Source organism: Paraglaciecola mesophila (assembly GCF_009906955.1).
Classification (GTDB): Bacteria; Pseudomonadota; Gammaproteobacteria; order Enterobacterales; family Alteromonadaceae; genus Paraglaciecola; species Paraglaciecola mesophila_A.
In genome coordinates this window covers 4,325,342-4,350,986 of the sequence record NZ_CP047656.1, presented here as the reverse complement: position 1 = coordinate 4,350,986, position 25,645 = coordinate 4,325,342, and the positions used below count along the sequence as shown (strand labels likewise).

28 protein-coding genes are annotated in these 25,645 nt (G+C 44.1%); 12 read left to right on the top strand and 16 right to left on the bottom strand.

Annotated features, from left to right (window positions below; translation table 11 throughout):
- Positions 1–11: 11 nt before the first annotated feature.
- From FX988_RS18510 to murJ, 9 genes are all read right to left on the bottom strand, one after another.
- On the bottom strand, positions 12–554 hold the full coding sequence (locus tag FX988_RS18510; protein ID WP_160182234.1) for a PilX N-terminal domain-containing pilus assembly protein: 543 nt from the start codon (positions 552–554) through the stop codon (positions 12–14).
- Between the two features lie 80 nt (positions 555–634).
- The gene (locus FX988_RS18505; protein ID WP_160181561.1) at positions 635–1,513 is read right to left on the bottom strand and encodes a PilW family protein; all 879 of its coding nucleotides are present in this window, start codon (positions 1,511–1,513) and stop codon (positions 635–637) included.
- Positions 1,513–2,094 (bottom strand): pilus assembly protein PilV, encoded by a 582-nt coding sequence (locus FX988_RS18500; RefSeq protein ID WP_160181560.1) that lies wholly within the window; start codon positions 2,092–2,094, stop codon positions 1,513–1,515. The genes FX988_RS18505 and FX988_RS18500 overlap by 1 nt, the downstream gene beginning before the upstream one ends.
- A 291-nt stretch (positions 2,095–2,385) precedes the next feature.
- A complete protein-coding gene (gene ispH / locus FX988_RS18495) occupies positions 2,386–3,330 on the bottom strand; it encodes a 4-hydroxy-3-methylbut-2-enyl diphosphate reductase (RefSeq protein WP_160181559.1) in 945 nt (314 codons plus the stop codon).
- A gap of 44 nt (positions 3,331–3,374) precedes the next feature.
- Entirely contained in the window at positions 3,375–3,818 is a 444-nt protein-coding gene (fkpB, locus tag FX988_RS18490) for an FKBP-type peptidyl-prolyl cis-trans isomerase (protein WP_160181558.1), read from the bottom strand.
- Positions 3,811–4,305 (bottom strand): signal peptidase II, encoded by a 495-nt coding sequence (gene lspA / locus FX988_RS18485; protein ID WP_160181557.1) that lies wholly within the window; start codon positions 4,303–4,305, stop codon positions 3,811–3,813. The genes fkpB and lspA overlap by 8 nt, the downstream gene beginning before the upstream one ends.
- Complete coding sequence (ileS, locus tag FX988_RS18480; protein WP_160181556.1) at positions 4,298–7,126, bottom strand: isoleucine--tRNA ligase; 2,829 nt, start codon at positions 7,124–7,126, stop codon at positions 4,298–4,300. Before ileS ends, lspA begins: the two co-directional genes overlap by 8 nt.
- 40 nt (positions 7,127–7,166) lie before the next feature.
- The gene (gene ribF / locus FX988_RS18475; RefSeq protein ID WP_160181555.1) at positions 7,167–8,093 is read right to left on the bottom strand and encodes a bifunctional riboflavin kinase/FAD synthetase; all 927 of its coding nucleotides are present in this window, start codon (positions 8,091–8,093) and stop codon (positions 7,167–7,169) included.
- A 125-nt stretch (positions 8,094–8,218) separates the two neighbouring features.
- The gene (gene murJ / locus FX988_RS18470) at positions 8,219–9,790 is read right to left on the bottom strand and encodes a murein biosynthesis integral membrane protein MurJ (protein ID WP_201751603.1); all 1,572 of its coding nucleotides are present in this window, start codon (positions 9,788–9,790) and stop codon (positions 8,219–8,221) included.
- A 390-nt stretch (positions 9,791–10,180) separates the two neighbouring features.
- Between murJ and rpsT the strand changes: the two genes are divergently transcribed.
- Both rpsT and FX988_RS18460 read left to right on the top strand, forming a co-directional pair.
- A complete protein-coding gene (rpsT, locus tag FX988_RS18465; RefSeq protein WP_006993166.1) occupies positions 10,181–10,444 on the top strand; it encodes a 30S ribosomal protein S20 in 264 nt (87 codons plus the stop codon).
- Positions 10,445–10,610: 166 nt separating this feature from the next.
- Entirely contained in the window at positions 10,611–12,017 is a 1,407-nt protein-coding gene (locus FX988_RS18460; RefSeq protein WP_160181553.1) for a M28 family peptidase, read from the top strand.
- Positions 12,018–12,101: 84 nt separating this feature from the next.
- Here the strand turns inward: FX988_RS18460 and FX988_RS18455 are convergent, their stop codons facing one another.
- From FX988_RS18455 to FX988_RS18445, 3 genes are read right to left on the bottom strand one after another with little or no spacing between them, the layout of a single operon-like run.
- On the bottom strand, positions 12,102–12,548 hold the full coding sequence (locus FX988_RS18455) for a flavodoxin domain-containing protein (RefSeq protein ID WP_160181552.1): 447 nt from the start codon (positions 12,546–12,548) through the stop codon (positions 12,102–12,104).
- A 33-nt stretch (positions 12,549–12,581) separates the two neighbouring features.
- Complete coding sequence (truC, locus tag FX988_RS18450; RefSeq protein WP_160181551.1) at positions 12,582–13,340, bottom strand: tRNA pseudouridine(65) synthase TruC; 759 nt, start codon at positions 13,338–13,340, stop codon at positions 12,582–12,584.
- Positions 13,337–13,684, bottom strand: coding sequence for a YqcC family protein (locus FX988_RS18445; RefSeq protein ID WP_254700661.1), 348 nt, complete (start codon positions 13,682–13,684; stop codon positions 13,337–13,339). The genes truC and FX988_RS18445 overlap by 4 nt, the downstream gene beginning before the upstream one ends.
- A 71-nt stretch (positions 13,685–13,755) precedes the next feature.
- Between FX988_RS18445 and FX988_RS18440 the strand changes: the two genes are divergently transcribed.
- Positions 13,756–14,781 (top strand): DUF3549 family protein, encoded by a 1,026-nt coding sequence (locus FX988_RS18440; protein ID WP_160181549.1) that lies wholly within the window; start codon positions 13,756–13,758, stop codon positions 14,779–14,781.
- Positions 14,778–15,083 carry a DUF3301 domain-containing protein gene (locus tag FX988_RS18435; protein ID WP_160181548.1) on the top strand — a complete coding sequence of 102 codons (306 nt, stop codon included), beginning with the start codon at positions 14,778–14,780 and terminating at the stop codon, positions 15,081–15,083. The genes FX988_RS18440 and FX988_RS18435 overlap by 4 nt, the downstream gene beginning before the upstream one ends.
- 860 nt (positions 15,084–15,943) lie before the next feature.
- On the opposite strand, the gene FX988_RS18430 is transcribed toward FX988_RS18435, so the two are convergent.
- Positions 15,944–16,588, bottom strand: a complete 645-nt coding sequence (locus FX988_RS18430; protein ID WP_160181547.1) for a GNAT family N-acetyltransferase — start codon at positions 16,586–16,588, stop codon at positions 15,944–15,946.
- Between the two features lie 113 nt (positions 16,589–16,701).
- Between FX988_RS18430 and FX988_RS18425 the strand changes: the two genes are divergently transcribed.
- Positions 16,702–16,932, top strand: a complete 231-nt coding sequence (locus FX988_RS18425) for a DUF2789 family protein (RefSeq protein WP_160181546.1) — start codon at positions 16,702–16,704, stop codon at positions 16,930–16,932.
- 62 nt (positions 16,933–16,994) lie between these two features.
- Here the strand turns inward: FX988_RS18425 and FX988_RS18420 are convergent, their stop codons facing one another.
- Positions 16,995–17,357: a DUF3192 domain-containing protein gene (locus FX988_RS18420; protein WP_160181545.1), complete on the bottom strand. Its 363-nt coding sequence runs from the start codon at positions 17,355–17,357 to the stop codon at positions 16,995–16,997.
- A 207-nt stretch (positions 17,358–17,564) separates the two neighbouring features.
- Between FX988_RS18420 and FX988_RS18415 the strand changes: the two genes are divergently transcribed.
- Positions 17,565–17,855: a hypothetical protein gene (locus FX988_RS18415; protein ID WP_160181544.1), complete on the top strand. Its 291-nt coding sequence runs from the start codon at positions 17,565–17,567 to the stop codon at positions 17,853–17,855.
- 4 nt (positions 17,856–17,859) lie between these two features.
- On the opposite strand, the gene syd is transcribed toward FX988_RS18415, so the two are convergent.
- Positions 17,860–18,420 (bottom strand): SecY-interacting protein, encoded by a 561-nt coding sequence (syd, locus tag FX988_RS18410; protein ID WP_201751602.1) that lies wholly within the window; start codon positions 18,418–18,420, stop codon positions 17,860–17,862.
- Between the two features lie 126 nt (positions 18,421–18,546).
- On the opposite strand from syd, the gene queF reads away from it, so the two are divergent.
- From queF to FX988_RS18380, 6 genes are all read left to right on the top strand, one after another.
- The gene (queF, locus tag FX988_RS18405; RefSeq protein ID WP_160181543.1) at positions 18,547–19,386 is read left to right on the top strand and encodes an NADPH-dependent 7-cyano-7-deazaguanine reductase QueF; all 840 of its coding nucleotides are present in this window, start codon (positions 18,547–18,549) and stop codon (positions 19,384–19,386) included.
- 72 nt (positions 19,387–19,458) lie between these two features.
- Positions 19,459–20,814, top strand: coding sequence for a nucleotide 5'-monophosphate nucleosidase PpnN (gene ppnN / locus FX988_RS18400; protein ID WP_160181542.1), 1,356 nt, complete (start codon positions 19,459–19,461; stop codon positions 20,812–20,814).
- A gap of 86 nt (positions 20,815–20,900) precedes the next feature.
- Entirely contained in the window at positions 20,901–21,275 is a 375-nt protein-coding gene (locus FX988_RS18395; protein ID WP_013753159.1) for a DUF3192 domain-containing protein, read from the top strand.
- Between the two features lie 14 nt (positions 21,276–21,289).
- Positions 21,290–23,020 (top strand): histidine kinase, encoded by a 1,731-nt coding sequence (locus tag FX988_RS18390; protein WP_160181541.1) that lies wholly within the window; start codon positions 21,290–21,292, stop codon positions 23,018–23,020.
- A 181-nt stretch (positions 23,021–23,201) separates the two neighbouring features.
- Positions 23,202–24,209: an isocitrate dehydrogenase gene (locus tag FX988_RS18385; RefSeq protein WP_160181540.1), complete on the top strand. Its 1,008-nt coding sequence runs from the start codon at positions 23,202–23,204 to the stop codon at positions 24,207–24,209.
- A gap of 155 nt (positions 24,210–24,364) precedes the next feature.
- On the top strand, positions 24,365–24,673 hold the full coding sequence (locus FX988_RS18380) for a ComEA family DNA-binding protein (RefSeq protein ID WP_160181539.1): 309 nt from the start codon (positions 24,365–24,367) through the stop codon (positions 24,671–24,673).
- A gap of 76 nt (positions 24,674–24,749) precedes the next feature.
- Here the strand turns inward: FX988_RS18380 and galU are convergent, their stop codons facing one another.
- On the bottom strand, positions 24,750–25,643 hold the full coding sequence (gene galU, locus FX988_RS18375) for a UTP--glucose-1-phosphate uridylyltransferase GalU (RefSeq protein WP_007988591.1): 894 nt from the start codon (positions 25,641–25,643) through the stop codon (positions 24,750–24,752).
- Positions 25,644–25,645 lie beyond the last annotated feature (2 nt).

Sequence of the window (25,645 nt, the reverse complement as noted above, 5' to 3'; positions counted from 1 at the left end):
AATGGCTCCGATTATTGTGACGCTGGCGCTAAAACGGCGGCAGTTAAACTATTGGCGACAATTGAACGGCTACCTTCCATTTGGCCGCATCCTTTAACAATAAAAACATGACAGGTAATATGGCTGCCACTGATCACATTACTTGATCCTAAACATGCCTGCTCTCGCACATAAGCAGTACGTGACCAACTATCGATAGCTGGACTTGTATCGTAATGCCCCTCTTCTAGATGTTGTGCACCGATCGAAAGCCCGCTACTGGTAACACGTCGATTAATCCAATTCTCGTTATCTTGACAACGCAAGGTGTCATTTTGCATGTCTAACGCATCATTTTGTCGCGCTTGGGTTAACGGGTCGACCATAACCAAATCACTTATCACAGTGGTATCTTCAGATTCAAATACTACGCCCGCAATCGCGGCCTCAGCAGCATCAAACGCGAGTGTTTGGGTTTGCAACGACACCGCCATTTTATTTTGCAACAGCCCGCTAGACACAGATGCAATCCCCAGCACAGTTAAACTCACCAGGACCAGCAATGCGAACACCATAACCAAGCCCTGCTGCTTGCTTCGCTGGTTGAGTCGCTGACAATCTCGCTGACTAGTGTGTTCAAATAAGTATTTACCATTCATAATTTTCGACTTCGCATAATATTTTTAACATTCCGCAGTGTTATCGTGGTTTCAAATGGCTTAAATAAGCCTGTTCCACTGGGGGTAATCGCCGCTTCATTTAATAACTTGTAGCTTTTTTGTGTACTGACTTGTGCTTCCCCATCTCCACGTAAAAGGACCGCTAAACGCAATGCAACAACCTGGCTCCCACTGGCCAACAAGGCAGCGAGTTCATCTGCTCGCACATAGCGTATGGGACGACCCGAGTTATCTCCAGAGAACGCATTATGGGTGATCCCGTAAAGTGCTTGAAAGCTAAACACATCATCCAGAATGATTTCTGCGCTATTGTCTACCAACTGGTTACCCGCTAATTTCCCTCGCAGCACCCGCCCATCAAAACCTCGGCAGCGCAGAGCGTTACCTTGCACAAAGTAATGATTCACCACGTAAAACTCTTCACCTTGTGCATAACCCAAACGATTACCTCTGCAATCCATACTGCCTTGAAATCCGATAACTAAGTTGTCATTCGCCCCAGCGCTGCCTTGCGTAGCACCAAGTAGCGGCATCGTGGTTAAATCCCCCGGTAATAAAACGGGATGATTTTGTACGAAGCTTGCTTCTTCAATCACGTCAACGGTATGACTAAGATTGGTGTCGAGTAAATCAGAACGCCCCGCCATGAGCATTTCTTGACGCAGGCGAGTGATCACAAAGCGCCCATTTTCCTGCACTGATGTCACCGCTTGATTAACACCTTGTGTTACCCTTGAACTGACCATCACTTGAATTACCGCACCAGAAATCACCAAGCCCAAAGCGAGAGCGATCATCAATTCAATAAGACTGAACCCTACCTGCGAATGTCTGAAAGTGACGTTACGTTGCATTACAAGGTTAAATCCAAGGTGACACAGTCGTGAGCAACACTTTGATTCGTATTGCATTCAGCATTTAAAATACGCTCTTGGTTCTGCCAGCTTTCAACCGGCCAGGCCACCATGATGTGATGACGTGACCCTGCACTGCAGCTATCTGCATCCAGCGCATTGTTGTCATCACATGTCAATGAAATCGATAGGCTAGGCGCTGCTGCAGTCACTGCACAGGAAACTTCATAGGCGTCAAATTGGGCAAACTGAGCGCTAGAGCACTGGTTTTGTAAACAGTTAGGAACGGTAGGGGGTAAAGCTAAACAAAAACACTCATAAGGGGAGCCCCCGGAATCACACGATAGATCTGCAAAATTATATGCGTCTTGAACAAAATATTGATTATCAACCACCAGCCCAAGTCCCAGTGTAGAAGGCTCGGCTGCCGCCCGTAAGCGCTCACTGAACTGCTGAGCCACTAAAACAGCTTGGCTACGATGTAATGCATCCGCATTTGAAAACGCGCTGACAAATTGCAAAGAAGCCACGCCAAGTAAGCCCACCGTCAAAATAAACAAGGTGACTAATATTTCGACCATGCCCACCCCGTTCATCCTCCTTGGTGATGATAGGCCTGCCGCTTGATGGAAAGTAAATATTGTTGTTTTGATAAACGCTAACCACGAACGAAATAGTGATATTGAAGCTTAGCGCAATGCAGGTGAAGTTTAGTTATCGACTTTAGACTATAGGTATAATTGCTAACAGACTAAAACGTGGTGTAGCCTAGGTTTCAAGAACAGATGAATCAGATGAGTAAAAATAGGAAAACAAACATAAGCTGCTGAGAACACCAGCATGTCCCAGCAACTATGTCCAACTGAAAGGTTTTAGCTTACTTGTTTGACTCGTAATTCTTTTGGTACGGCAAACTCTATATTTTCTAGGCGGCCTGCGCGTTCAGTGGCACTACTCGCACCCCAAAGTTTCAGGCGATCAACCACCCCTTGTACCAACACTTCAGGCGCAGAGGCCCCGGCGGTAACACCAATATGCTTAGCATCAACTAGCCATTCTTTTTGAATACAATCAGCATCGGCAATCAAATGTGCTTTTGCACCGATTTTTTCAGCTAGCTCACGTAGTCGATTCGAGTTAGAGCTGTTCTGTGCCCCAACCACGAGCAACACATCGCAATCAGCTGACAGCTCACGCACTGAGTCTTGACGGTTTTGCGTTGCATAGCAAATATCATCTTTACGTGGCCCTTCAATTGCAGGGAATTTAGCGCGCAATGCATCAATCACATCAGCCGTGTCATCAACAGAAAGGGTAGTTTGACTACAGTAGTACAAAGCCGCTGGGTTTTTAACGACTAAGCTAGCAACATCATCAACCGACTCCACCAAGTAAATGCCGCCATCTTGGTTATCATATTGGCCCATAGTGCCTTCAACTTCGGGGTGGCCTTGATGACCAATAAGAACGCATTCAGTGCCTTTTGAACTGGCGCGCATCACTTCCATATGCACCTTGGTGACTAATGGGCAGGTTGCGTCAAATACCTTCAAGCCTCGAGCGCTCGCTTCATTACGCACGGCTTGAGATACGCCATGCGCCGAGAAAATCACTATGCTGTCATCGGGCACTTCGATGAGTTCATCGACAAAAACAGCCCCGCGCTCTTTCAGCCCATCCACCACAAATTTATTGTGTACCACTTCGTGACGTACATAAATAGGCGGTGAAAAAATCTCCAAAGCGCGCTCAACAATCGTAATGGCTCGGTCTACGCCGGCACAAAAGCCTCGTGGGTTAGCCAAATGAATTTGCATAATGTTTCCTAGGGTTAACGTTTACTCAAAAAGGGGGATGTAAATTACGCGACAGAAATAATTTCAACGTCAAATGTAATGGTTTGCCCAGCTAACGGATGATTGAAATCCACCGTCACAGATGCACCGGCAACCGAGCGTACTATACCAGGTAACTCACTACCATCAGGTTGAGAAAAGGTCATAATCATGCCCTCTTCTGCTGGCGTTTCACCACTGAATTTACTGCGATCAAGGTGGTAAATATTATCTGGGTTCGGAAATCCGAACGCATCTTGAGGCTCAAGCGTGAATGATTTTTTGTCACCCGCTGCCAATCCTAATAAGCAGCTCTCAAATCCTGGGGTTAGATTGCCATCCCCTATCACCAACTTAGCTGGTTTATTATTGACCCGCGTGCTGTCCGCTGCTGAGCCATCAGATAATTTCAAATCAAAGTGTAATACCACTTCACTGTTGTCGGTAATGACCCCAGATGAATCACTCATTTACATTGTCCTTATTTTTGAACATATCTATCACTAACAAAAAGGCGCCTAAACAGATCGCACTGTCAGCCACGTTAAATGCAGGCCAATACCAGTCTTGATAGTAAAGCACTAAGAAATCGATAACGAAACCATGTATCAAGCGATCAAACACATTGCCAATAGCACCACCAATAATCAAACAAAATGCCACAGGTAGCATAACTTGCTGGCGTGAGGTCTCTTTCAACCACCATGTCACTAAGCCACATACGGCAATGGCGATCCCGGTAAATAACCAGCGTTGCCAACCGCCTGCATCACTTAAAAAGCTAAATGCCGCACCATAATTATAAACATGGGTCAGATTGAAAAAAGAGGTGTACTGTATCGCTTGGTACGGCTCCAAATTTGCTACGATCCAGTGCTTAGTAACCTGATCAATGATAAACACCACCACGGCTAACCACAAAAAACGCAAGCCACTCTGTCTAAATAAATTAAGCATACGCGCGTGTTTCACCTTCACCGTCGACATTGGTTACACAACGTTGGCATAACTCAGGGTGTGTTTCGCTAGTTCCGACATCTTCTCTGTGGTGCCAGCAACGAGCGCATTTTTCACCTTCCGATGCACTGATATGTAGCCACAGGCCAGGTACTTCAGTTTCTGTTGCATCTGCAGGCTTGCTTTCTAAGCCTTCAACTGACGCAGACGAGGTAATAAACACGAAGCGTGCTTCGTCTTTTAACTTGCCAAGCAAATCAGTAAGCTCTGGAGTGGCATAAATTTTCACTTCGGCTTCAAGTGAACCACCGATTGTGCCCTCTTTACGAGCAAGCTCAATTCTACGGTTCACTTCGTCTTTAACGGCTAACACTTGCTGCCAAAATGCATCATTGAATTGTGTATTCTGCGATTGAGCCGAAAGCCCTGTATACCAAGAGTCGGTAAATACGAACTCTTCTTCTTGCCAAGGCATCTCTTGCCAGATCTCTTGTGCGGTAAAGCTGGTAATAGGTGCCATCCAACGAACAAGCGCTTCTACAATATGATAAAGCGCGGATTGGCACGAGCGACGAGCGTGACTGTCGCTCTTGGCGGTATATTGGCGATCCTTGATGATATCAAGGTAGAAGCTACCCATTTCAATTGAACAAAAATGCATGAGCTTTTGAGTCACAACTAACAGATCGTAGGCTTCATAAGCCTTAATAATCTCAGCTTGAATAGCATGAGCACGACTAACAGCCCACTTGTCTAGCTCAACCATTTCTTCAAAGGGCACGAGATCCGTTTTCGGGTTAAATCCATTTAAGTTAGCCAGCAAAAAGCGCGATGTGTTGCGAATTCGGCGATATGCATCGGCTGAACGCTTTAGGATTTCATCTGATACCGCAATTTCGCTTCGATAATCAGTCGATGCCACCCATAAACGCAAAATATCAGCCCCCAGCTTGTTGGTCACCTGCTGTGGCGCAATCGTATTACCTAACGATTTAGACATTTTCTTGCCTTTGCCATCAACGGTAAAACCGTGAGTAAGTACTTGCTTATAAGGAGCATGACCTTTGGTTGCCACAGAGGTCATTAGCGACGACATAAACCAACCACGATGTTGATCCGAGCCTTCTAAATACAAATCAGCAGACGCGGGTATATCGTCGCGCTTGTCGACCACAAAATAATGGCTGACGCCTGAGTCAAACCATACATCTAAAGTGTCTAATACTTTAACGAAGGTATCGGCATCATCACCGAGTAACTCTTGTGGTTCGATATCCCACCATGCTTGAATGCCTTCACTTTCAACTCGCTGAGCCACTTGCTCAATGAGCTCGTCAGTGTTCGGGTGTAAGTCACCTGTGTCTTTATGTACGAACAAAGCAATTGGCACACCCCAAGTTCGCTGGCGCGAGATACACCAGTCAGGACGACCTGCAACCATGCTCTCAATACGGCTCTCACCCCATTCAGGGATCCACTGCGTATTATGAATTTCCTTGATTGACGCTTCACGTAAGCCATTTTTATCCATGCCGATAAACCACTGAGGCGTAGCACGGAAAATCAATGGCGTCTTGTGGCGCCAGCAATGTGGGTAACTGTGACTATATTTGAAGTGATGTACTAATGCGCCGCGCTCTGATAGCACTTCAACCACATGTTCATTGGCTTTAAATACGTGCTCGCCGGCAAAAATGGGCGTGTTCTCAAGATAAACGCCGTTTGCACCAACAGGGTTTGCCACTTCTAAATTGTATTGACGACCAACATTAAAATCTTCTACACCGTGGCCTGGGGCTGTGTGTACACAACCTGTACCTGAATCGGTTGTCACATGCTCACCTAAAATAAGGGGCACAGTAAAATCGTAAAACGGATGTTTTACTTGCATGTTTTCAAGCGATTGCCCCAATGCCGTTCCTAGAACTTGAGTGTTTTCGAAACCAAAACGCTTAATACACTCGTCTAACAAATCGGTTGCCAGCACCAAGCGCTCGGTGCCCGTTTCTGACTGCACCTGTACTAAGCTGTACTCCAATTCTGGGTGCAAAGAAATCGCGCGGTTTGCCGGTAATGTCCAAGGTGTGGTGGTCCAAATGACCACAGATATCGTACCTTCACCTAAGCCTTCACCAGTTGCGGTGAATTGCTTAGTAAAGCTGGCTTCATCAGCCACATTGAAGCGTACGTCAATAGAAGGCGATACTTTATCTTGGTACTCTACCTCAGCTTCAGCCAACGCAGAACCACAATCTGTGCACCAATGTACTGGTTTGAAGCCTTTCTCCAAATGGCCTGAACGCACAACATTACCCAACTCACGAATAATGTTAGCTTCAGAAACAAAGTCCATGGTCTTGTATGGCTTATCCCATTCACCCAGCACACCTAGGCGGATAAAATCTGTTTTCTGCCCGTTGATTTGCTTTTCAGCATATTCGCGACATTTCTGTCTAAACTCAGCGGCAGTGACTTTTTTGCCTGCTTTGCCGACTTTCTTTTCAACCATCAATTCAATTGGTAGGCCGTGACAATCCCAGCCTGGCACATAGGGCGCATCAAAGTCAGATAGCGTTTTTGATTTAACAATCACATCTTTAAGAATTTTATTTACCGCGTGGCCAATGTGAATATCACCGTTGGCATACGGAGGACCGTCATGCAAAATAAAAGGCGTTTTGCCTTTTTTCGCCGCGCGAATTTTGTGATATAGCGCTTTATTAGTCCAGTCTTGCAGCATTTTAGGCTCACGCTGGGCCAAGTTTCCGCGCATGGGGAACTCAGTCTCAGGCAAATTCAAAGTATGTTTGTAGTCACTCATTGATTGCTAAATCCAAAATCGTCGTTATTCGTCATTAATTTCAGTCAACACCGAGCAGCTGTTTGGCTTGCTCAGCATCACGTAATATTTGTTGATGCAACTGTTCGAATGAATCGAACTTAATTTCGTTGCGTAATTTTGCTCTTATGGCCACTGAAATAAAGCGCCCATACAGATTGCCTGTAAAATTAAATATATGCACTTCTAACTGAGAGCGCTGACCGTTCACCGTCGGTCGTGTGCCAATATTTGCTACGCCGCTATATATTGTACCCGCTATATCAACCTCAACAGCAAACACACCGTTAATGGGGGCATTGCAACGTTTGAGCAATAGGTTAGCGGTAGGAAAACCAATTGTGCGGCCTTTTTTATCACCATGTAGCACTTTGCCAGAAATGGTAAATGGGCGACCAAGCATTTTTTCCGCTAAGATAAAATTGTCTTCACTTAGCGCCTTACGCACTTCTGTAGAACTAATGCGGTAATCATCTAACCGAAAACTTTGGGTGCTGACTACGCTAAATCCGCACTTTTGACCTTCCGCTTGTAACATAGCGAAATGTCCGACTCGCCCTTTACCGAAACGAAAATCATCACCTACCACCAAAAATTGAACACCTAAATCTTCCACCAAAAGTTGTTCAACAAACTGCTCAGCGGTAAACGAGGCAAAACGTTTATCAAACTTTAAGCACAGTAGCCGGTCAACGCCTAACGCTTTAAGCTGCACGTATTTGTCACGTAATAGGCTTAATCGTGCGGGCGCATGGTCTGGGGTAAATAATTCCTCAGGTTGCGGCTCAAAAACCATTACTGTCGCGGGCAGCCCAAGCTCACGAGCCTTAACCACCAGCTGACTTAATACGGCTTGATGACCTAGATGAACCCCATCAAACTTACCAATTGTCAGTACGCATCCTCGGTGTCTGTCACGAAGATTATGTAAACCGCGGACTAATTCCACTGTGTTCCTCATTCACATCAGTTTCTTTACGCTTTGATGATGAAACTGATACTATTGGCTAAAATCAAAGCGACGGATTATAACGAACTACGCGCAGAGATACAGCCCGTTATAGCGCAGTTCGCTTAATTTACCTGAATTGCTTTTGATAGTAGCTGTTTTGGCCGTATTCCTAACGCTATACCACTTAGTAAAAACACCACACCTGCCCCAGCAATCATGATGGCTAACTGCGTCATCTGCATAGCAGGTGCCCAGCCTAACCAGCTTTCGATTCCTGGCCGATAATAGAGTAAACCTGCGGTCATAATTAACGTCGCAATGAAAACTTTGGCGAGAAAAAACAACGTACCAGAAGACATCTTATATACCCCCAAACGATGCAATTTGCTATACAGCAAAGCCGCGTTCATGGTGGCAGACAAACTCGTTGCTATCGCCAATCCAAGATACCCGAATGGGATAGCAAAAATTAGGTTAAACAGCATATTAGAGGCCATGCACCATATACCGTATTTCACTGGCGTTTTCGTATCTTGTCGGGAGAAAAAGCCAGGTGCAAGCACCTTAATAAGCATAAAACTGAGCAAGCCTGTGGCATAAGCAATTAGGCTATAAGACGCAAGTGTCGCATCAAGGGCTGTAAATTCGCCGCGCTTAAATAATACAATAAGCATGGGCTCAGCTAAGATCATCAAACCCGCAGCAGCTGGTATTCCTAATAAACAGACCATGCGCAGGGCCCAATCAATATTTGCACTAAATGCATTTGCATCTTTCGTCACATGATTACGTGATAAGGTCGGTAAGATAACCGTCGCGATGGCAATACCGAATAACCCCAACGGGAACTCTAATAAACGATCTGAATAATAAAGCCAACTGATGGAGCCGGTAACCAGGAAACTGGCAATAAAGGTATCGAATAATAAATTTAATTGCCCCACAGAAACGCCAAATAAAGCCGGGATCATGAGTTTACGCACTTTAGTGACCTTTGGGTCTGACCAACCCCACTGCGGCTTGACCAATAATCCGGCGCGATATAAAAACGGCAGCTGAAAGGCAAATTGGACGATGCCTCCAATAAATACCCCCCACGCTAGGGCAAACCCTGGCTCATTGAAGGTATCCGCCATAAATATAGCGCAACTGATAATCGCAACGTTTAATAGCACAGGTGTAAACGCAGATACGGCAAATTGATTCAGGGTATTTAATATCGCACCGGTTAAGCCTGCTAATGAAATAAACATCAAATAAGGAAACGTGATCTTCAGCATTAACGCCGCTAATTCGAATTTAGCCCCTTGTGGCTCGTCGTTTAGGTACTCCATAAACCAACCTGTGCCAAATATTGCCGCCACCACTGGCGAGCCAATTACCCCCAAAAAGGTGACGACTGTTACTATTACGCCTAAGGTGCCTGATACTTTGGCAACGAACTGCTTCATCGCATTTGGGTCACTTTCATTGCTGACTTCAGTCAGAACAGGAATAAATGCTTGAGCAAATGCGCCTTCGGCAAATAGCCGGCGAAGAAAATTAGGGATTTTATTGGCAAAAAAGAACACGTCGGCTGCTGCACCTGCACCCATTAAATTTGCAACTACTATATCTCTGACTAAACCTAAAACGCGTGATAAAAAGGTCATACAACTGACAATTAATCCGGATTTCAACAAACGATTCGACACATGATTTCCTTTTACAAAATAAACTATCCGAATAATTCCGCGCCTATTATGCGTCATGGCTAAATTAGTTAGAAGCATTCACACAAAAAACTGTCAGATTCAAAGGCAAATACGAAGCAACCAAGGATAGTTTTGATTAATTTTGCATATATACATATTGCCACTTCGCTCAATCAAGGAACTCAGGTAAACTATTGTTTGGCAGGTGCGAATGCCTATTAATGTCGCCCACTTCGCTGATTGTGAATACGATTCAGATCCAGCATTACGATACCTTGGGAATTAAGTGCTATTTTGCGCAATAAATACGCAAAAGCATTTGACAAACACAGGTCTGATAGGCACAATCCGCACCCTTGAATTTTGACTAGAATTTTTTGGGAGTTCCACTTGGCTAACATTAAGTCTGCTAAGAAACGTGCACTACAATCAGAAAGACGCCGCCAGCACAACGCTAGCCGTCGTTCTATGACACGTACATCTTTGAAAAAAGTACTTGCTGCAATCGCTTCTGGCGATAAAGCATCTGCTCAAGCTGCATTTGCAGCTGCTACACCTTTAATTGACCGTATGGCAACTAAAGGTCTTATCCATAAAAATAAAGCTGCTCGTCATAAGAGCCGTTTATCTGCACAGATCAAAGCACTAGCTTAATATCGGTTCAGAGTTTTTATTGTCAAAAAAGCGCTTAGGCGCTTTTTTTGTGTCTGAAATTCTTCAGTTTATCTATTCTTTATTTTCTCAAGCGTTTATTGTGAATAATGTGAGCTTGCTTACACCCGAACGTGCATACAAAAAACGATATTTCAAAAGGAACCACATGAAAGCCGCGCTCTTTTACCCATCATTGGCATTTTGCAGTGCATTATTGCTAAGTGCTTGTACATCAACCTCGCAAAACAATACCGTTCCAGCCGATCTAGCACGTCTAAGCGATAGTGCGTTAAAAAGTGAGCTCGCTTACGATGTCGTCAAGTCTTTGACCGTAGAAGTAGGGCCGCGCATTGCTGGCAGCGAGGGTGATAAACGCGCAGTCGCTTGGGCAGAAGAAAAATTCAAAGCCCTAGGGTTTGATAAAGTCTACAAAGAGCCTGTGCGTGTACGCAATTGGTCGCGCGGCATTGCAGATGCAAAGGTCATTGCTCCATATCAGCAAAAATTGTTCATCACAGCGCTAGGTGGCTCGGTAGCGACCCCTGAAGGCGGACTCATTACCCAAGTTGTCATGTTTGATTCGTTGGCTTCGTTGAAGCAAGCTGATGGTGCACACGTTCGCGATAAAATTGTATTTATTAACCAGCGCATGCAGCGAGATCGCGCAGGTAAAGGCTACGGCCCTGTGGTCATTGGTCGCTCTCAGGGTGCAATAGAAGCAGCTAAGCTAGGAGCCAAAGCCGTGCTCATTCGCTCTGTAGGCACAGACAATTCACGTTTTGCTCATACGGGTGTCATGCAATACTCAGATGACGTTGAGAAGATCCCCGCTGGTGCTTTATCTAATGCTGATGCAGACAATTTGCAAGCCATGCTCAATGCAGGTAAAGATGTGACCTTGGCGGTAGAGATGCGTGCTAAAGAACACGGCTGGCAGACGTCTTACAATGTTATCGGTGAATTTACCGGTAGTGAGTCGCCAGATGAGATCGTATTAATTGGTGCGCACTTAGATTCATGGGACGAAGGCACTGGCGCGCTTGATGATGGTGCTGGCGTAGGCATAGTGACCGGCGCAGCCACAGTGATCAAAAACCTTATGGGTCAACCTAAACGCACCATTCGCGTGGTACTTTATGCATCAGAAGAGTTTGGTTTAACCGGCGCGCAAGAATACACCCGTAAACACAAAGCTGAATTAGGCAATATTATTGTTGCCGCTGAGTCTGATTTTGGTGCAGGTGAGATATATCAAATCGATACGCTTTTTGCGCCTGATGCCGTTGAGCAAGCGAAGCCTTTGTTTGCAGCGCTTGAAAATATAGGGGTTAAGCAAGGGCACAATCAAGCTGGAGGTGGGCCTGATGTGTCTATGCTGCCCAAGTACGGGGTACCTGTTGTATCGCTACTGCAAGACGGTACCTATTATTTTGATTATCACCATACAGCCAATGACACTTTAGACAAGGTGGATCCAAAAGCACTAGCACAAAACCAAGCGGCCTATGCCCTGCTCGCATACTTTATGGCAAACAGTGGGGTTGATACACGACCGGCACCCGCTTCGCATTAATCGTCATCGTATTCCCTAATAACGAAAAAGGCGAGATATCAGTGCTATCTCGCCCTTTCTTTGATTATTAGCCTTTACTAACTATTAAGCAAACTCATCCGCTATTGGCTCAATGTAAGCTAATGCTTCTTTTTCTGGCTCAAGGGTTTCACAAGCATCAATTTTGAGCATGTCAGCCACTGGCTTGCCCTGTAGTTCAAGCAGTAACTCATGTAGCTGCTCACCTGCCCCGCAGTATGAATCGCAATAACTGCTGTCGCCCAAGCCGATGACAGCAAAAGGCTTTTGATCCATGAGTGGAAACATATCTTTTAAGTCAGAAACAAAAAATTCTAGATTAGGTGGGATATCCCCCTGCCCCGTCGTAGAAGAAATAAAAATGTACCCATCAGAACGTTTAAAATCATCTACGCTTGGGTCATCATATATTTCGCTAACCACTTGTTTACCGTTGAGCAATTCTTGTACTTGCTCTGCAACATGTTGGGCGTTACCGTAAACTGAACCAACGAAAATACCTACTTTACTCATTTTTTACTCTTCCATTACTAAATCAAAATTAGTTTACCGATTAATTGAAGGCAGATCTAACTCATCTAACGATGGTACCTCCCATCCCCACTGCGCCATCAGGGTAGACATCCGCAGGTCGAATTCATTCACTATTGCTAGCTTTTCATTACTCATTGGGTGGGTAATACACATCTGCTGACAGGTTAATGCCAAGCCATTAAACGAAAATTGGTCACGCATGAACTTATTGTGCTTGCCATCTCCGTGTGTAGTATCCCCTACAATAGGATGATTAATATGACACATGTGTCTGCGCAATTGGTGCTTGCGACCGGTTTTAGGGTGCAACTTGACTAGCGTATAACGAGCTGACGGATAACGACTAACTGCAAACGGCAGCTCAAATTGCTTTATCGGTGTAAATTCTGTTTGTGCTTCTTGCGGGTCCTTATCTTGATTCGCCCGCTTATCTGCTATTTTATCAAGCTTCTCTTTTAAGGCGTAATCTATCAAGCCAGGTGCGTTCACATGGCCACGAACAATCGCGAAATACGTCTTGGCAACGGTATTGGTCGCAAACTGCTCTCCTAACAAACGCGCAATGTCCGCTGACAGGGCAAACACCAGCACGCCGGAAGTAGGCCTGTCTAAGCGATGAACCGGGAATACATGCTGACCTATCTGGTCACGTAGCATCTGCATGGCAAACTGAGTTTCGTGACGATCAATCATGCTTCTGTGAACTAACAAACCAGCAGGTTTGTGTATCGCCACAATGAATTCATCTTGGTACAAAATCGTTAGCGTCATAGGGGGGCGTCACTGAATATCAAGTCAATTTTGCTAATGGTACCAAGAATGGCTGTTGTGTATTGCCCATCACATTTTAATTCTTTCGCCCACTCCTGGGCCATCGGCAACAGTGTCATTCGCTCAGGTAAAGGCAATTTTGCCTGAAGCAAACTTGTCATCTTAGGTATGAAAATAAACTGCAACCACTGAGCAAAATCCATTCGGTCACAGGCAAAAGGCGCTTCACTTTGCATGGCCCACTCATTTGGTGGTGTAACAGACCATTGTTCAGCACTTTTTAGCTGTCTGATGAGCTGATTCAACAACGTCTCTATTTGGACTTCTGAGGCGCTACATGGCATGCTTCCGCTCATATTTATTCATCTCAAATTTGGATTATTTCCGCTTAATGCGCGGCAGTTTATAGGTAAACATGAATCAAATCAGCTCCATCAGTGAATTTCTTCTTCACGCTCAAACCGAATATCATGTATTTGATATGGGTCGTACCATTCGCTCCCTCGATAGCCAAACCTTTCTAAACATAGAAAACGCCAGCGAAGCGGCACCCTATCCTCGTCAAGAACATGGGTGGTTCGGCATCGTATTTTTTAGTCGCCAGTTAAGCCGCGAACATTATATTTGGTTTGTAAAATTGCCTTTAGACGAAAAAGGCCTAGTTATCAGCGCAACGCGTAATCACTTTTTACAGATCATTACTGATGCCTTAGGGGCACAATTAGAACATAACAAAGAAGCCCAAGGGCGCTTACCTGAAAATCCATATACCTTTGTGCCAAATCAACAGCAACTCGCTGATTTTAATAGTGTAAGTAGAGGTGTTTTGAACCTTCCACCAAGCGAATACTATTCAGCTGCGGTTCGTTATATTGCACATCCTCAGGCGCACAATTGGCAAGAAGTTGCCTTACAAGGTATCGCAGATGTAGCAGCCAGCGTGCGTCGCAAAGACGGCGCCCAACTCATTACAGCACATCTATTTGAAACAGCGCCTCAAGTGCAGCAAGCGTTAATGTCGTCGCTAGAAAACTACCCGCTAGACAAGTCTGTCAGCCAGCAACTGATTGACAATGCAAATCAACATATCGCCGATTTGTCTCTTCTACAATGGACACTGCGGGCGCTAAGTCAAAGCGTAGCCAATACAATCGTAAAAGCGTACATCCAAAAAATACTTGATTCACAACACAATACTGTGCCGGAAATCATGTTGTTGATTGCCGCGAGGCATTGGCAATACTTGCAAGATGAAAACGTATTGCGCCAATATATTGAACGGCTCGCGTTAATCGATATTGAGCTATGTGCTGACCTTTACAGTGACTTAGTGCGCATTCCTAGTATTCGACCCGCAATGCTTGGCATTATTCGCTGGCAAGACAAATCTTATGCATTAACGCAGGTGATTGGCCATTTATTTAGCGGGCAACAAAAATGAATTTATTTGATTTAACCCTGTTCTTAGTCATTTTGTTAGTGGTTTTGCAGTTTTGGCGTATGCGCGCGATTACTGAAAAAGCCAACCAGCACTTGGCACAATACTGTGACCAGCATGGCTTGCAGCTAATTAGTAATGCGCGACATAAAACGCGGCTCGGTAGCTATAGAGGAAAACTAGATTGGCAGAGTTGTTTTGTGTTTGAGTTTTCTGGCAATGGTGAGAACAGCTACCAAGGCACATTAACGATGGCAGGTAAGCATATACTCAAAGTTGATACCCCTGCTTATCGAGTAGATTAGTTTTTGTCAAGCGAGAAGAAGCTGCTTTAGACAACGACTTTTTATTGCGTCCAGAAACTGCAAAGGCGCGGCCTGAATTTCTTCAAGCCACGCCTTTACATAAAAATTGAAGGTCCCTCTGTGCGCTCCTTCACAACATCTAACTTACACAGTCCTTGTCTTGTCCTTCTGTCACTCATCCTGAATGCGGCACTTATCCCAAGTGTATCCCTTTCCCTTTATCACCTTCCTAGGTGAGTGCTGTTGTCCTAACAGCTATCCTTATTGCATCCAATGCGCTTATTTCCGTATAAGCAACTCTTCCTGAGTGTGTCCTTTTCCTTAACGCCGATGCGCGACTTCATCCTGAAGTATCCTTGTTATCCCTTTACCATTCATCCTAAATGGGCACTCGTCCTGAGTGTGTCCTTTTCCTTGTTCCCATTTCCAAATGGGTTGCTCATACCGAGCTTTCCTACTTATCCATGTACAGTTTATCCATTAAACTGTGCTGCTCTCCTGAGCCTGTCCTAGGTCATCCTTGTGTCTTCCTGACTCGTCGTGTTTCCTTGTGACAGGACAAACTATATAACAATCAAAAACATTTTCGACATGCCTGCGTGACAATTGCGTGACAGTTATTAACCAAAAGTCTAATAAAATGAATAATTCATATAAGTATCAGCTACTTGCTTAAAACTAACAGCGATCAGCATAGGAATAAAATGCCTTTGTCCTACACCTTTGTACGAAATCTCTTACAAAGGTGCAGGTCAATTGCGTAGACCAAAATTTAAGAAAGGAGAATAAATTTTGCCTTCTTTTTTTAAAGTTCCGTAAAAGGCAAATTAATATGTAAAGAAAAGTAATTAAACTGACAATTATTGACGCTCACAAAACATTAAATGACCAGTGATATGCCCTGTCTCTAATGCTTCGAGCATTTTATATTGCCCATCTTCAAAAAAGGACAAACATTTTGGTAACGTCACATAAACCCCTATTCCCTCGCTGCTGGAGTCTTCTTTCATCACGCCGTCAATGGCACTCATTAACACGTGGCCTAAGCCGCAATGTTGATAGTCAGGGTGCACGCCTATAAATGACAACATATGGTAACGCTGGGCCGGAATGTGTTCACGCACCTTTTGTTCTTTATCCACCATTTGCTTGGTACCAAAGTAGCCAGCAGTGAGCAGCATTTTGAGTCGCCAATGCCAAAAGCGACTTGGGCCAAATTCGGCATCCGGGCCTATTAAGCATGCCACGGCCAAAAGACGGGTATCATCGAACAGGCCGATCATAGGCTGTCGAGCCTGCCAAAATGCATTCAACTCTTCACGAATGGCTGAGCGTAAACGCGATTCGTACCCCTCTTTGTTAACCTGAAAGATATCCATAAACAAAGGGTCATCGTGGTATGCCTGGTACAAAATAGATGCAGCGATTTTTAAATCTTCCGCGGCTAAATAGATTGCTTTGATGTTATCCATATCAGGGGCGACAACGGCTTGAGATAATGGCATGCTGATCTCTCCTAGGAGGTTTTAATTCACATTACATTTCCATAATACATGTTAATATTTTGTAAAACGACAATTAAGTCAATCATAAACCATTAAAATAGCAGGAGTATTCAATGGAAAATTATCACACAACTATGGGTGACCTCTTCGAACAATTGGGATTAAGTGGTCAAGAAAGTGATGTTGAAGCTTTCATTGAAACGCACAAGGGGTTGCGTCAGGGAGTACACATAGAAGACGCTGAGTTTTGGTCGAAGGCACAAGCTCAATTTATTCGAAATGCATTGTTAGAAGATGCAGAGTGGGCCGAGTTAATCGACCAGTTAAATACGCGGATACGCTAAGAATACCAATACTGCAATACACCATGCACTAATCTGCATGATGTATTGCGATTAACGCGCAACTACTGACTCAACATAGCAAGTGCAGAGTTCCCCCATCCTACGAGTTGATCATTTTTTAATACTAACGGTGTGCATTCATCTTTCGTCGTTACGCCATCGTCGTCCACGCGCTGGGTTCGATAATATAAAACGTGGTACTGATCATCACCTTTCTTAACGAATTCACTGAAATCCGCTACGCCCATGCGGTCCATGACTTCACCTGTGGTTAAATTCGGCTGTAATCGAGCAACTTCTTTACGATTATGCTTTTCCTGTTTTTGCCAATCAGACTGATAGCCATCGTGACCATCAACGGAAATAACACACCCAGATAACAATAAAGATAATCCCAAGGATCCCGCGAGAATAAGTGACTTCATAGTAAACTCCTGTTTTTGTACATTTTTAATTGTATATTTTTAAATTACGCTGAAATAAGTACATGTAGTATTCATTTGCATAGACATATACAAAATTAAAGCCAAAAATATATCCAATTGATTTTAAAGACTATTCTTTATTTACAATAATAACATCCTGATGTTTAATAGTCGTTATCACTATATTTTCGCTGAATTGACCAAACTATGACAAACCGATTATCTGAAGTTATTGCGCTGTGCCAAACATTATCAAAAGAAGGTAAAAAACCCAGCGTAGGGTTAGTCAGAAGTCGTGCTGGGGGAAAACTTTCTATTCCAGAGGCGATTAAGGGTATTCAAAGCTGGCAAGCTCAGCCCGACCAAGTCATTGAGCCATTGAACCTGACAGAAAAATCTGACGAAGCACCCGCTACATTAGAGGCCAGAGTTGCCTCTTTAGAAAAACAGATGCTCGAACTAACTCAGCGTCTAGCGCGCTTAACGCCGCCTGAGTAATTTGTTAATCAGCTAGAGCAGGTTCAATTTCAGCCAAAAACGTTGCCAGATCAGCAGAAATCTGCTCTTTCGGCTGCAAGCCGACTTGTTCTAACATCACAGCGCCTGTTTGATTTTCTACGCTAAGAATAAAGTCTTCTTCATCTGTTAATGCGATAAATACCGTTTCTGGTTGGCGCAAGCGCCTTTTCATCAAAATATGCCCGACAATATTCTGCTGAAGACGGTCAAAATCCTCTGCGTTCCACGCTTGTAGTATTTGCAATTTACCGCTCGGATGTTCCGCCACTATATTATCGCTCCAATAGCGAGAATAAAAATGAACAATATCAGGGTGCAACTCAATTTCTAAGGCATCATTGAGCCCCTCAAAATTGGCGACGTGTTCTCGCACTATCGGCTGCCACGATACAAGCTCCCCACTTTGACTATTTGAGGTTGCTTGATAACACGCAGAAGGCCAGTCAGGGTCAAACTCAATAGAAGTCAGCTCACAATGCTCTTTGGAAAAGGCCGCAAAACGCGCCATAAAATCGTCTAGCGCTTGATTTACCATTGAACTCATACGATTCCTCTTAGTAAGTATTAAATGGCGAGTAATGTAGCATTAATTTGGGCGCATCTTCTGATAAAATGCTTCTTCACCTAATGTATTCTATCTCTATTTTTTATTCACATTGAGGCTCTTACAATGCAAGATAAAACACGTCCTTCTGATATTCTAAGCTCCTTAACATTAGGTAAAACCACCCAATACAAAGAGCATTACAGCCCCGATTTATTACAAGGCGTACCACGCAGTTTGAATCGTGATGAGCTTAATTTAGGTGATACCTTGCCTTTTAAAGGTGTCGATCGCTGGAATGGCTATGAATTGTCTTGGCTCAATTTAAAAGGTAAACCACAAGTCGCCATTTTACGTTGCGAAGTGCCCTGCGAGTCAGTCAATTTAATCGAGTCAAAATCATTTAAGTTGTATCTAAATAGTTTTAATCAAAGCAAAGTCGAATCCATTGGTCACGTGCAAAAAATGATTAGCGAAGATCTATCTGCGTGTGCAGGTTTACCGGTGAATGTTCAACTTTATGCACGCGAGGCGTTTCCTGGCTTACACCTTGGAACACTCGAAGCCCAATGTATTGACGATTTAGACATTTCTATTGATAACTATGAACTAGAGCCGTCAGTCCTGCGGGTTGAAGAAAGTGAAGTGCAAGAAACGCTTTGCAGTCATTTACTAAAATCAAACTGCTTGATTACTAATCAACCAGATTGGGGCAGTGTGTTAATTCGCTATCACGGCCGAAAAATTGACCATGAAAGCATATTGCGTTATTTAATATCGTTTCGTCAGCACAACGAGTTTCACGAACAGTGCGTTGAGCGTATTTTTAGTGACATCATGAAATTCTGTAAGCCACAGAAACTGAGTGTCTATGCCCGTTATACCCGACGTGGTGGATTGGATATCAATCCATTTAGAAGTAACTTTGAAACTATTTACCCTGAGCTACGTTTAGCTCGCCAATAAAACACGCACTGAGATATGTAGCGTTCTTTTACTCTGGTTGCATATCAAGGCTGTTTTCATTTAAGGAATTCAATGAAAAGTATTCAGTTAAATCCCCTTGGGGCGATGAGTCAGTTATCTAAATTAGAAGTTGATAAACTTAATCAATCTGCTGATAGCCAGTTGTATTATTTATTTCGTAGTTGTTGCTTAGCCGTATTAAACAGCGGCGCTGAGACAGACAATTGCGAGAACTTATTTGATGAAAATGAACAGTTTGACATCAAACTAATTAGTCGCGAACGGGGCGTAAAAATTGAGTTAGTGAATCCCCCTGCTATTGCGTTTGTCGACGATAAATTAATCAAAGGTGTTCATGAACACCTATTTTCGGTTCTGCGTGACCTGCTTCACATGGGCGAAAGCTTCAACGGTGCTGAATTTCCAGGCGTGTCTGAGTCGGCTTATATCACTCACAAAGTCTTTGACATGATGCGCAACGCGCAGACCATCAAAAACACTGCCGAGCTTAACTTAGTGGTCTGTTGGGGTGGTCACTCAATTGGCGAAACTGAGTACCAATACACCAAAGAAGTAGGCTACCAACTTGGTCTGCGTGAACTGAATATATGCACAGGCTGTGGGCCCGGCGCGATGAAAGGCCCAATGAAAGGTGCGACCATAGGTCACGCTAAACAGCGCTACCGCAATGGACGCTACCTAGGCGTCACCGAACCAAGCATTATTGCAGCTGAGCCACCCAATGCCATTGTAAATGAACTGGTTATCATGCCAGACATTGAAAAGCGCTTAGAAGCATTTGTGCGTATGTCTCATGCTATTATTGTGTTTCCTGGTGGCGCTGGCACTGCTGAAGAACTGCTGTATTTGTTAGGGCTAATGTTAAACGAGCAAAATAAAGAGCAAGTGCTCCCCATTATTCTAACCGGCCCCAAAGTGTGTGAAGGTTATTTTGATGCAATCGATAGATTTATTGGCGCAACGTTAGGCAAAGAAGCGCAATCACTTTATGAAATTATTGTGGATGACCCAACTCGCGTGGCCCAAACCATTAATGAAAAACGTGCCGACGTGCGAGCCTATCGTAAAGCTAAAGGTGACTCTTTTGATTTTAACTGGTCGCTCAAAATTGAGCAGGAATTTCAAGTGCCGTTTGTTCCCACTCACGCCAGTATGAGTGGATTAAATTTGCACTTTGATCAACCTAAAGCTGAGCTAGCTGCGAATCTGCGCAAAGCTTTTTCTGGCATAGTCGCAGGCAATGTTAAAGCGGAAGGCGTAAAATTAATTCGTGAACAAGGCCCGTTTAAACTCGATGGTGACCGAGAATTAATGGCGTTAATGGACGAGCTGTTACAGTCTTTTGTCGTACAACAAAGAATGAAACTACCAGGCAGTGAATACGTGCCTTGTTACGAAATTATGTAAAAAAATAAATCTGGGCGTGGTATTTTTATTCAGTAAGATAAAATCTCGCTCAGATTTTCAACATTTATACTGACAGAACACAAAAAATGAATAAAAAAATAGTGACGCGTATAGGTATTGGGGTTGCGCTATATGGCGTATTCGTCGCCGCTGTACTGCTGTTTTACCCTGATAACGCCCAAGACATGGACTGGAAAGATCGCGAAGAGTACAACAAGGTACAAGTGGCTAAGCTGGAACTAGGTCAAACGAAGCAGCAAATAGTAGCATTACTCGGCGGCCCAGACATCAGTGAAGCCAAGAAAACGGGCGACGATACATACCAAGTTATGTTTTTTCGCACCCAACATGTCAAATCGGACGGTATCACCACGCAAGATGAATGCACTGCACTGCTGTTACAAAATGACGAATTGATCGGTTGGGGCGAGAGTGCCTATCAAGATTATTTATCTCTGTAAGGCGAACTCGCTCTGTGCCTGACAGTTTGATTAAACAGCAGTACCAGAGTTTACATACGCTGCTTGCACAATATCGCAAAACCCCGTTACCCAATGATATTGTGCAACAAACCTTAAATTTTAATAACCAGCTACTAAGCGCAATCAAGCAACATCCCGAGCTCATTTTTGCACAAATTCATCTTTATAAGTCGTCACTTTCGCATACGTATAACATCGCATTTAGTACGTGCCTTTTTAGTGCACTAATAGGTATTCGTAATAAGTTCAACGAAACAACGATACTGCAATCAATGTGCGCAGCCATTAGCCTATTTGCCTTTGACGTATCACGCGAAACCAAAACAGCAGCACCGGAATCCGTAGCATTAAAACGTCACTTAAATAAAGCGTTTTGCCGTATATTGACTGAATATCAACAAGCGGTATGGCTTCGCGGGTACCGGCAAGTTCAATGGTTAGATAGTGACCTTAAACAACACTTAAAGCACTTGTCGAAGACGCCTGCAGACGTAACGGTTTTAGGCATAGCTACCCGTTTGAGTGCGCTTTTACATCGACAAAATGCAAAAACACCTCTGAGCTTTCCAACGGCCTTAAGCCAAATAGTACAAAATACATCTGGCAACTCTGCAGCCTTGCTTGAACCCTTAATGTCCTTCCCAGGCACTGCGCCACCAGGCACATTTGTCATGCTCGAAGACGGTTCATTAGCTATCGTAGTAGGCGTGTTAGAGGGCAGCGTTCTGTGTTTTCCGCAAACCTCCGCCCAGCGTCCCAGTGTGCATACAACATATTTTTCCGTGGATATAGAGCACATTAAACGTGTTTATCCTGCTCAAGCGCTTAAACACATGAGCAAAATGCGGGCTTGGTGGGGAGATGCGTGGCACCAATATATAGAAGACGCGACATCAAAGCCCCTCTCTCCGTTTACACCAAGTTATAAAATGGATCGCCCACCAGCGACACTAGTTGCCATCCAAAGTCAGTTGAACAAACCGGTTCAAGACATCAAAAAACTCAGTAATGCAATTGCGCGTGAACCGTCATTCGCCCAACATTTGCGCCAAACGGCGACACAAAGTAGTCGGCAAAAATTACCCATGAAAGACATACAACATGGGTTGATGATGCATGGGTTTGAACGCTCCGGCAGTATCATCATGCAGCAAGCTCTGTTAAGCCGTTTAAATCAACATTACTTTCCACTACAACATGCTTTTATCAATTTCGTACAACTGCGCGGGCACATTGCTAGCTGCATAGCAAAAGCAGCGGATATAGGGGTACCCGAACAAGCCTGTACGCTGTCTTATTTTGCCAGTGTTGGCTTATTTATTCATACCCACCTAAAGATCCAGACTCAGTGGCGAAAGGGAGATACGAATATCTATGACATGGCCTCGTTAATACGCTGCGTAAAGCCGGAACAGCTTCGCCTTCACTCAGTATCAATGGCCGAAGCATGGCAACAACCCCGTCACGAAATTGTCGCTTTAAAGCACTATCATGATGCGCACTATTTAAATGAGAACAAGCCCAAAGTGTCGGTTAAATTAGCAGCACTTCTTGGGTTGAGCTTAATCATTGCTAGAGAGTTGTATTTCAATACATCGCCACTCTGCGTGCAAAGCCAGCAGTATTGGCAGAGCGCAAGCAAGGTATTAAAGATAAAGGAGCAAGAGCTGAATGAAATCAAACAGCAAGCTTATTCAATCTGTCACAGTTACTCGCCTGTATAATACCCCGTTACAGCTTATCACAGCTGGCTTTAAGCGCCGTTTCGTGGTATAAATCGCGCCCTAAAAATATTGGCCGTTAGGCTTTTTACTCATCACCTCAATAGCTGCATCCATAGCAGTACTCGACAGACATTATTGACGCTGAAACGTCAGTATAAAATTTAACAGTAAGGATTATTTTATGACTAAGCAACGCATTACAGTCATTCGCGGAGATGGCATTGGCCCAGATATTATTGACTCAGCTCTGCAAATTTTAGACAAAGTAGGCTGCGATTTTGAATATGATTTCGCCGATGCAGGTTTAGTTGCGCTAGAAAATCACGGTGAACTTCTTCCTGAAGAAACGCTGGATCTTATCGCGAAGAATAAAGTAACGCTAAAAGGCCCGTTAACAACACCTGTTGGTGAAGGTTTCACTTCAATCAACGTTAGCCTACGTAAAAAATTCCAGCTGTATGCTAACTTGCGCCCTGTATTATCTTTCAAAGGAACGAAAGCCCGTTACGAGAATATTGATATAGTAACCGTGCGTGAAAATACCGAAGGTATGTATTCTGGTTTGGGCCAAGTGGTATCAGAAGATGGTAACGAAGCCGAAGCGAAAAGTCTTATTACCCGCGCCGGTGCCGAGCGTATTTTGACCTATGCTTATGAAATGGCAATCCGAGATGGTCGCAAAAAAGTAACAGCTGTGCACAAAGCCAACATTTTAAAGTCAACTTCAGGCTTGTTTCTTAAAGTGGCCCGCGAAGTGGCACAACGTTACCCGCAAATTGAATCATCAGAAATGATTGTTGATAACTGCTGCATGCAACTGGTTATGAACCCTCATCAGTTCGACGTGATTGTTACAACCAACTTGTTTGGTGACATTTTATCAGACTTATGTGCTGGCTTAGTTGGCGGCCTAGGTATGGCACCTGGCGCAAACATCGGGCAAGATTGCGCGATTTTTGAAGCGGTTCATGGCTCAGCACCTGATATCGCAGGCAAAAATCTTGCTAACCCAACCTCAGTTATTTTGGCCTCAATCCAAATGCTTGAATACCTAAATATGGGTGACCAAGCTGAGAAAATTCGCTATGCACTAAAACAAGTCATCGAATCTGGTGATCGCACCACACGTGATCTAGGTGGCGAGCACGGTACCAGTGACTTTACCCAAGCGATGTTAGAGCGCTTATAAAGGCGATTTTTGTCTCTGCAAAAGGTGGCTCAACTGAGCCACTTTTTTTGTCTGCGTTATTGTTAGCCCCATTTCTTTACCTTATTCAAAAGCGCTACTAGGCTTACTGCTGTGCAAATGCACCGTTATGGATCAACTAAACAAGGAGTTTCATTATGAAAAAGTTTATCGCTACCCTATTTTTTGCAGGTGTCTTAATGACTGGTTTTATCGGCAACGCTGTTGCTGAGGCCAAAGTAGACAAAAGCAGTGTTTCACAAATGAAGTCGCAAAAAATCAATTTGAATACGGCTACGGCCGAGCAGTTAGTCACATTGCCAGGTATAGGTAAGAAAAAAGCGGCGGCTATCATCGCTTATCGAGACAAAAGTGGTAAGTTCACTAAGGTGAGCGACTTAACAAATGTCAAAGGTATAGGCAAAAAGATGGTAGCTAAACTCTCTGACCATGTTCAGGTCAGATAATAGTTAATTAATATAAGGCAAAAAAAAGCCCCGCGATGGAAAACATCGCGGGGCTTTTCATTTGTGCAATATGTAGTTATTTCACAAGTGTTTGTAAAAACTCGTTAAACTCAGTACCTAACTCAGGGTGACGCATGGCGTATTCAACGTTAGCCTTCATGTAGCCTAACTTACTACCACAGTCATGGCTTTTCCCTTTCATATAGTATGCATCGACTTGCTCGGTCTGCATAAGCGAATCAATGGCATCTGTTAGCTGAATTTCATCACCTGCACCAGGTGTGGTTTTCGCTAAAAGATCCCAGATTTTTTCTGACAACACGTAACGACCAACAACGGCTAGGTCAGAGGGCGCATCTGACAAGTTAGGCTTTTCAACCATGCCATGCATTTTAGCTGAATCACCAGGCGACAATTGCGCACCGTCTAAATCAACGATACCGTATTTGCTGATGTCTTCTTGAGGAACACTTTCCACCATGATCTGACTGACTTGGCTAGTGTTAAACTTAGCTGTCATATCGGCAAGGTTATCTTTCTTAGGATTACACGTGCCTTCATCCACGATAACGTCAGGTAACACAACCGCAAAAGGCGCATCCCCTACCATAGGGCGCGCGCACAACACAGCGTGACCTAGACCTTTTGCTACGCCTTGACGTACGTGCATAATGGTAACGTCTTTCGGGCATATCGCTTGTACAGCTTCAAGAAGCTGACGCTTAACACGCTTTTCCAATGTGGCTTCAAGCTCAAAACTGGTATCAAAGTGGTTTTCAATACTGTTTTTACTGGCATGAGTCACTAAGATAATTTCTTTTATACCCGCGTTTACACATTCTGATACCACGTATTGAATAAGTGGCTTATCAACAACCGGCAACATTTCCTTTGGAATTGCTTTGGTTGCTGGCAACATGCGCGTTCCAAGTCCTGCTACGGGTATAACGGCTTTCTTTACTTGACTCATTT

Bases quoted from the DNA above. Each gene is read 5' to 3' on its own strand.
- FX988_RS18505 (WP_160181561.1), bottom strand. From the start codon at position 1,513: ATGCAACGTAACGTCACTTTCAGACATTCGCAGGTAGGGTTCAGTCTT.
- ileS (WP_160181556.1), bottom strand. From the start codon at position 7,126: ATGAGTGACTACAAACATACTTTGAATTTGCCTGAGACTGAGTTCCCC.
- FX988_RS18445 (WP_254700661.1), bottom strand. From the start codon at position 13,684: ATGCCATGTAGCGCCTCAGAAGTCCAAATAGAGACGTTGTTGAATCAG.
- galU (WP_007988591.1), bottom strand. From the start codon at position 25,643: ATGAGTCAAGTAAAGAAAGCCGTTATACCCGTAGCAGGACTTGGAACG.
- FX988_RS18425 (WP_160181546.1), top strand. From the start codon at position 16,702: ATGGAAAATTATCACACAACTATGGGTGACCTCTTCGAACAATTGGGA.
- FX988_RS18510 (WP_160182234.1), bottom strand. From the start codon at position 554: ATGGTGTTCGCATTGCTGGTCCTGGTGAGTTTAACTGTGCTGGGGATT.
- ispH (WP_160181559.1), bottom strand. From the start codon at position 3,330: ATGCAAATTCATTTGGCTAACCCACGAGGCTTTTGTGCCGGCGTAGAC.
- FX988_RS18385 (WP_160181540.1), top strand. From the start codon at position 23,202: ATGACTAAGCAACGCATTACAGTCATTCGCGGAGATGGCATTGGCCCA.
- truC (WP_160181551.1), bottom strand. From the start codon at position 13,340: ATGACGCTAACGATTTTGTACCAAGATGAATTCATTGTGGCGATACAC.
- FX988_RS18395 (WP_013753159.1), top strand. From the start codon at position 20,901: ATGAATAAAAAAATAGTGACGCGTATAGGTATTGGGGTTGCGCTATAT.
- fkpB (WP_160181558.1), bottom strand. From the start codon at position 3,818: ATGAGTGATTCATCTGGGGTCATTACCGACAACAGTGAAGTGGTATTA.
- lspA (WP_160181557.1), bottom strand. From the start codon at position 4,305: ATGCTTAATTTATTTAGACAGAGTGGCTTGCGTTTTTTGTGGTTAGCC.
- FX988_RS18420 (WP_160181545.1), bottom strand. From the start codon at position 17,357: ATGAAGTCACTTATTCTCGCGGGATCCTTGGGATTATCTTTATTGTTA.
- FX988_RS18435 (WP_160181548.1), top strand. From the start codon at position 14,778: ATGAATTTATTTGATTTAACCCTGTTCTTAGTCATTTTGTTAGTGGTT.
- FX988_RS18415 (WP_160181544.1), top strand. From the start codon at position 17,565: ATGACAAACCGATTATCTGAAGTTATTGCGCTGTGCCAAACATTATCA.
- queF (WP_160181543.1), top strand. From the start codon at position 18,547: ATGCAAGATAAAACACGTCCTTCTGATATTCTAAGCTCCTTAACATTA.
- FX988_RS18460 (WP_160181553.1), top strand. From the start codon at position 10,611: ATGAAAGCCGCGCTCTTTTACCCATCATTGGCATTTTGCAGTGCATTA.
- FX988_RS18440 (WP_160181549.1), top strand. From the start codon at position 13,756: ATGAATCAAATCAGCTCCATCAGTGAATTTCTTCTTCACGCTCAAACC.
- FX988_RS18500 (WP_160181560.1), bottom strand. From the start codon at position 2,094: ATGGTCGAAATATTAGTCACCTTGTTTATTTTGACGGTGGGCTTACTT.
- syd (WP_201751602.1), bottom strand. From the start codon at position 18,420: ATGAGTTCAATGGTAAATCAAGCGCTAGACGATTTTATGGCGCGTTTT.
- FX988_RS18455 (WP_160181552.1), bottom strand. From the start codon at position 12,548: ATGAGTAAAGTAGGTATTTTCGTTGGTTCAGTTTACGGTAACGCCCAA.
- ppnN (WP_160181542.1), top strand. From the start codon at position 19,459: ATGAAAAGTATTCAGTTAAATCCCCTTGGGGCGATGAGTCAGTTATCT.
- FX988_RS18430 (WP_160181547.1), bottom strand. From the start codon at position 16,588: ATGCCATTATCTCAAGCCGTTGTCGCCCCTGATATGGATAACATCAAA.
- FX988_RS18380 (WP_160181539.1), top strand. From the start codon at position 24,365: ATGAAAAAGTTTATCGCTACCCTATTTTTTGCAGGTGTCTTAATGACT.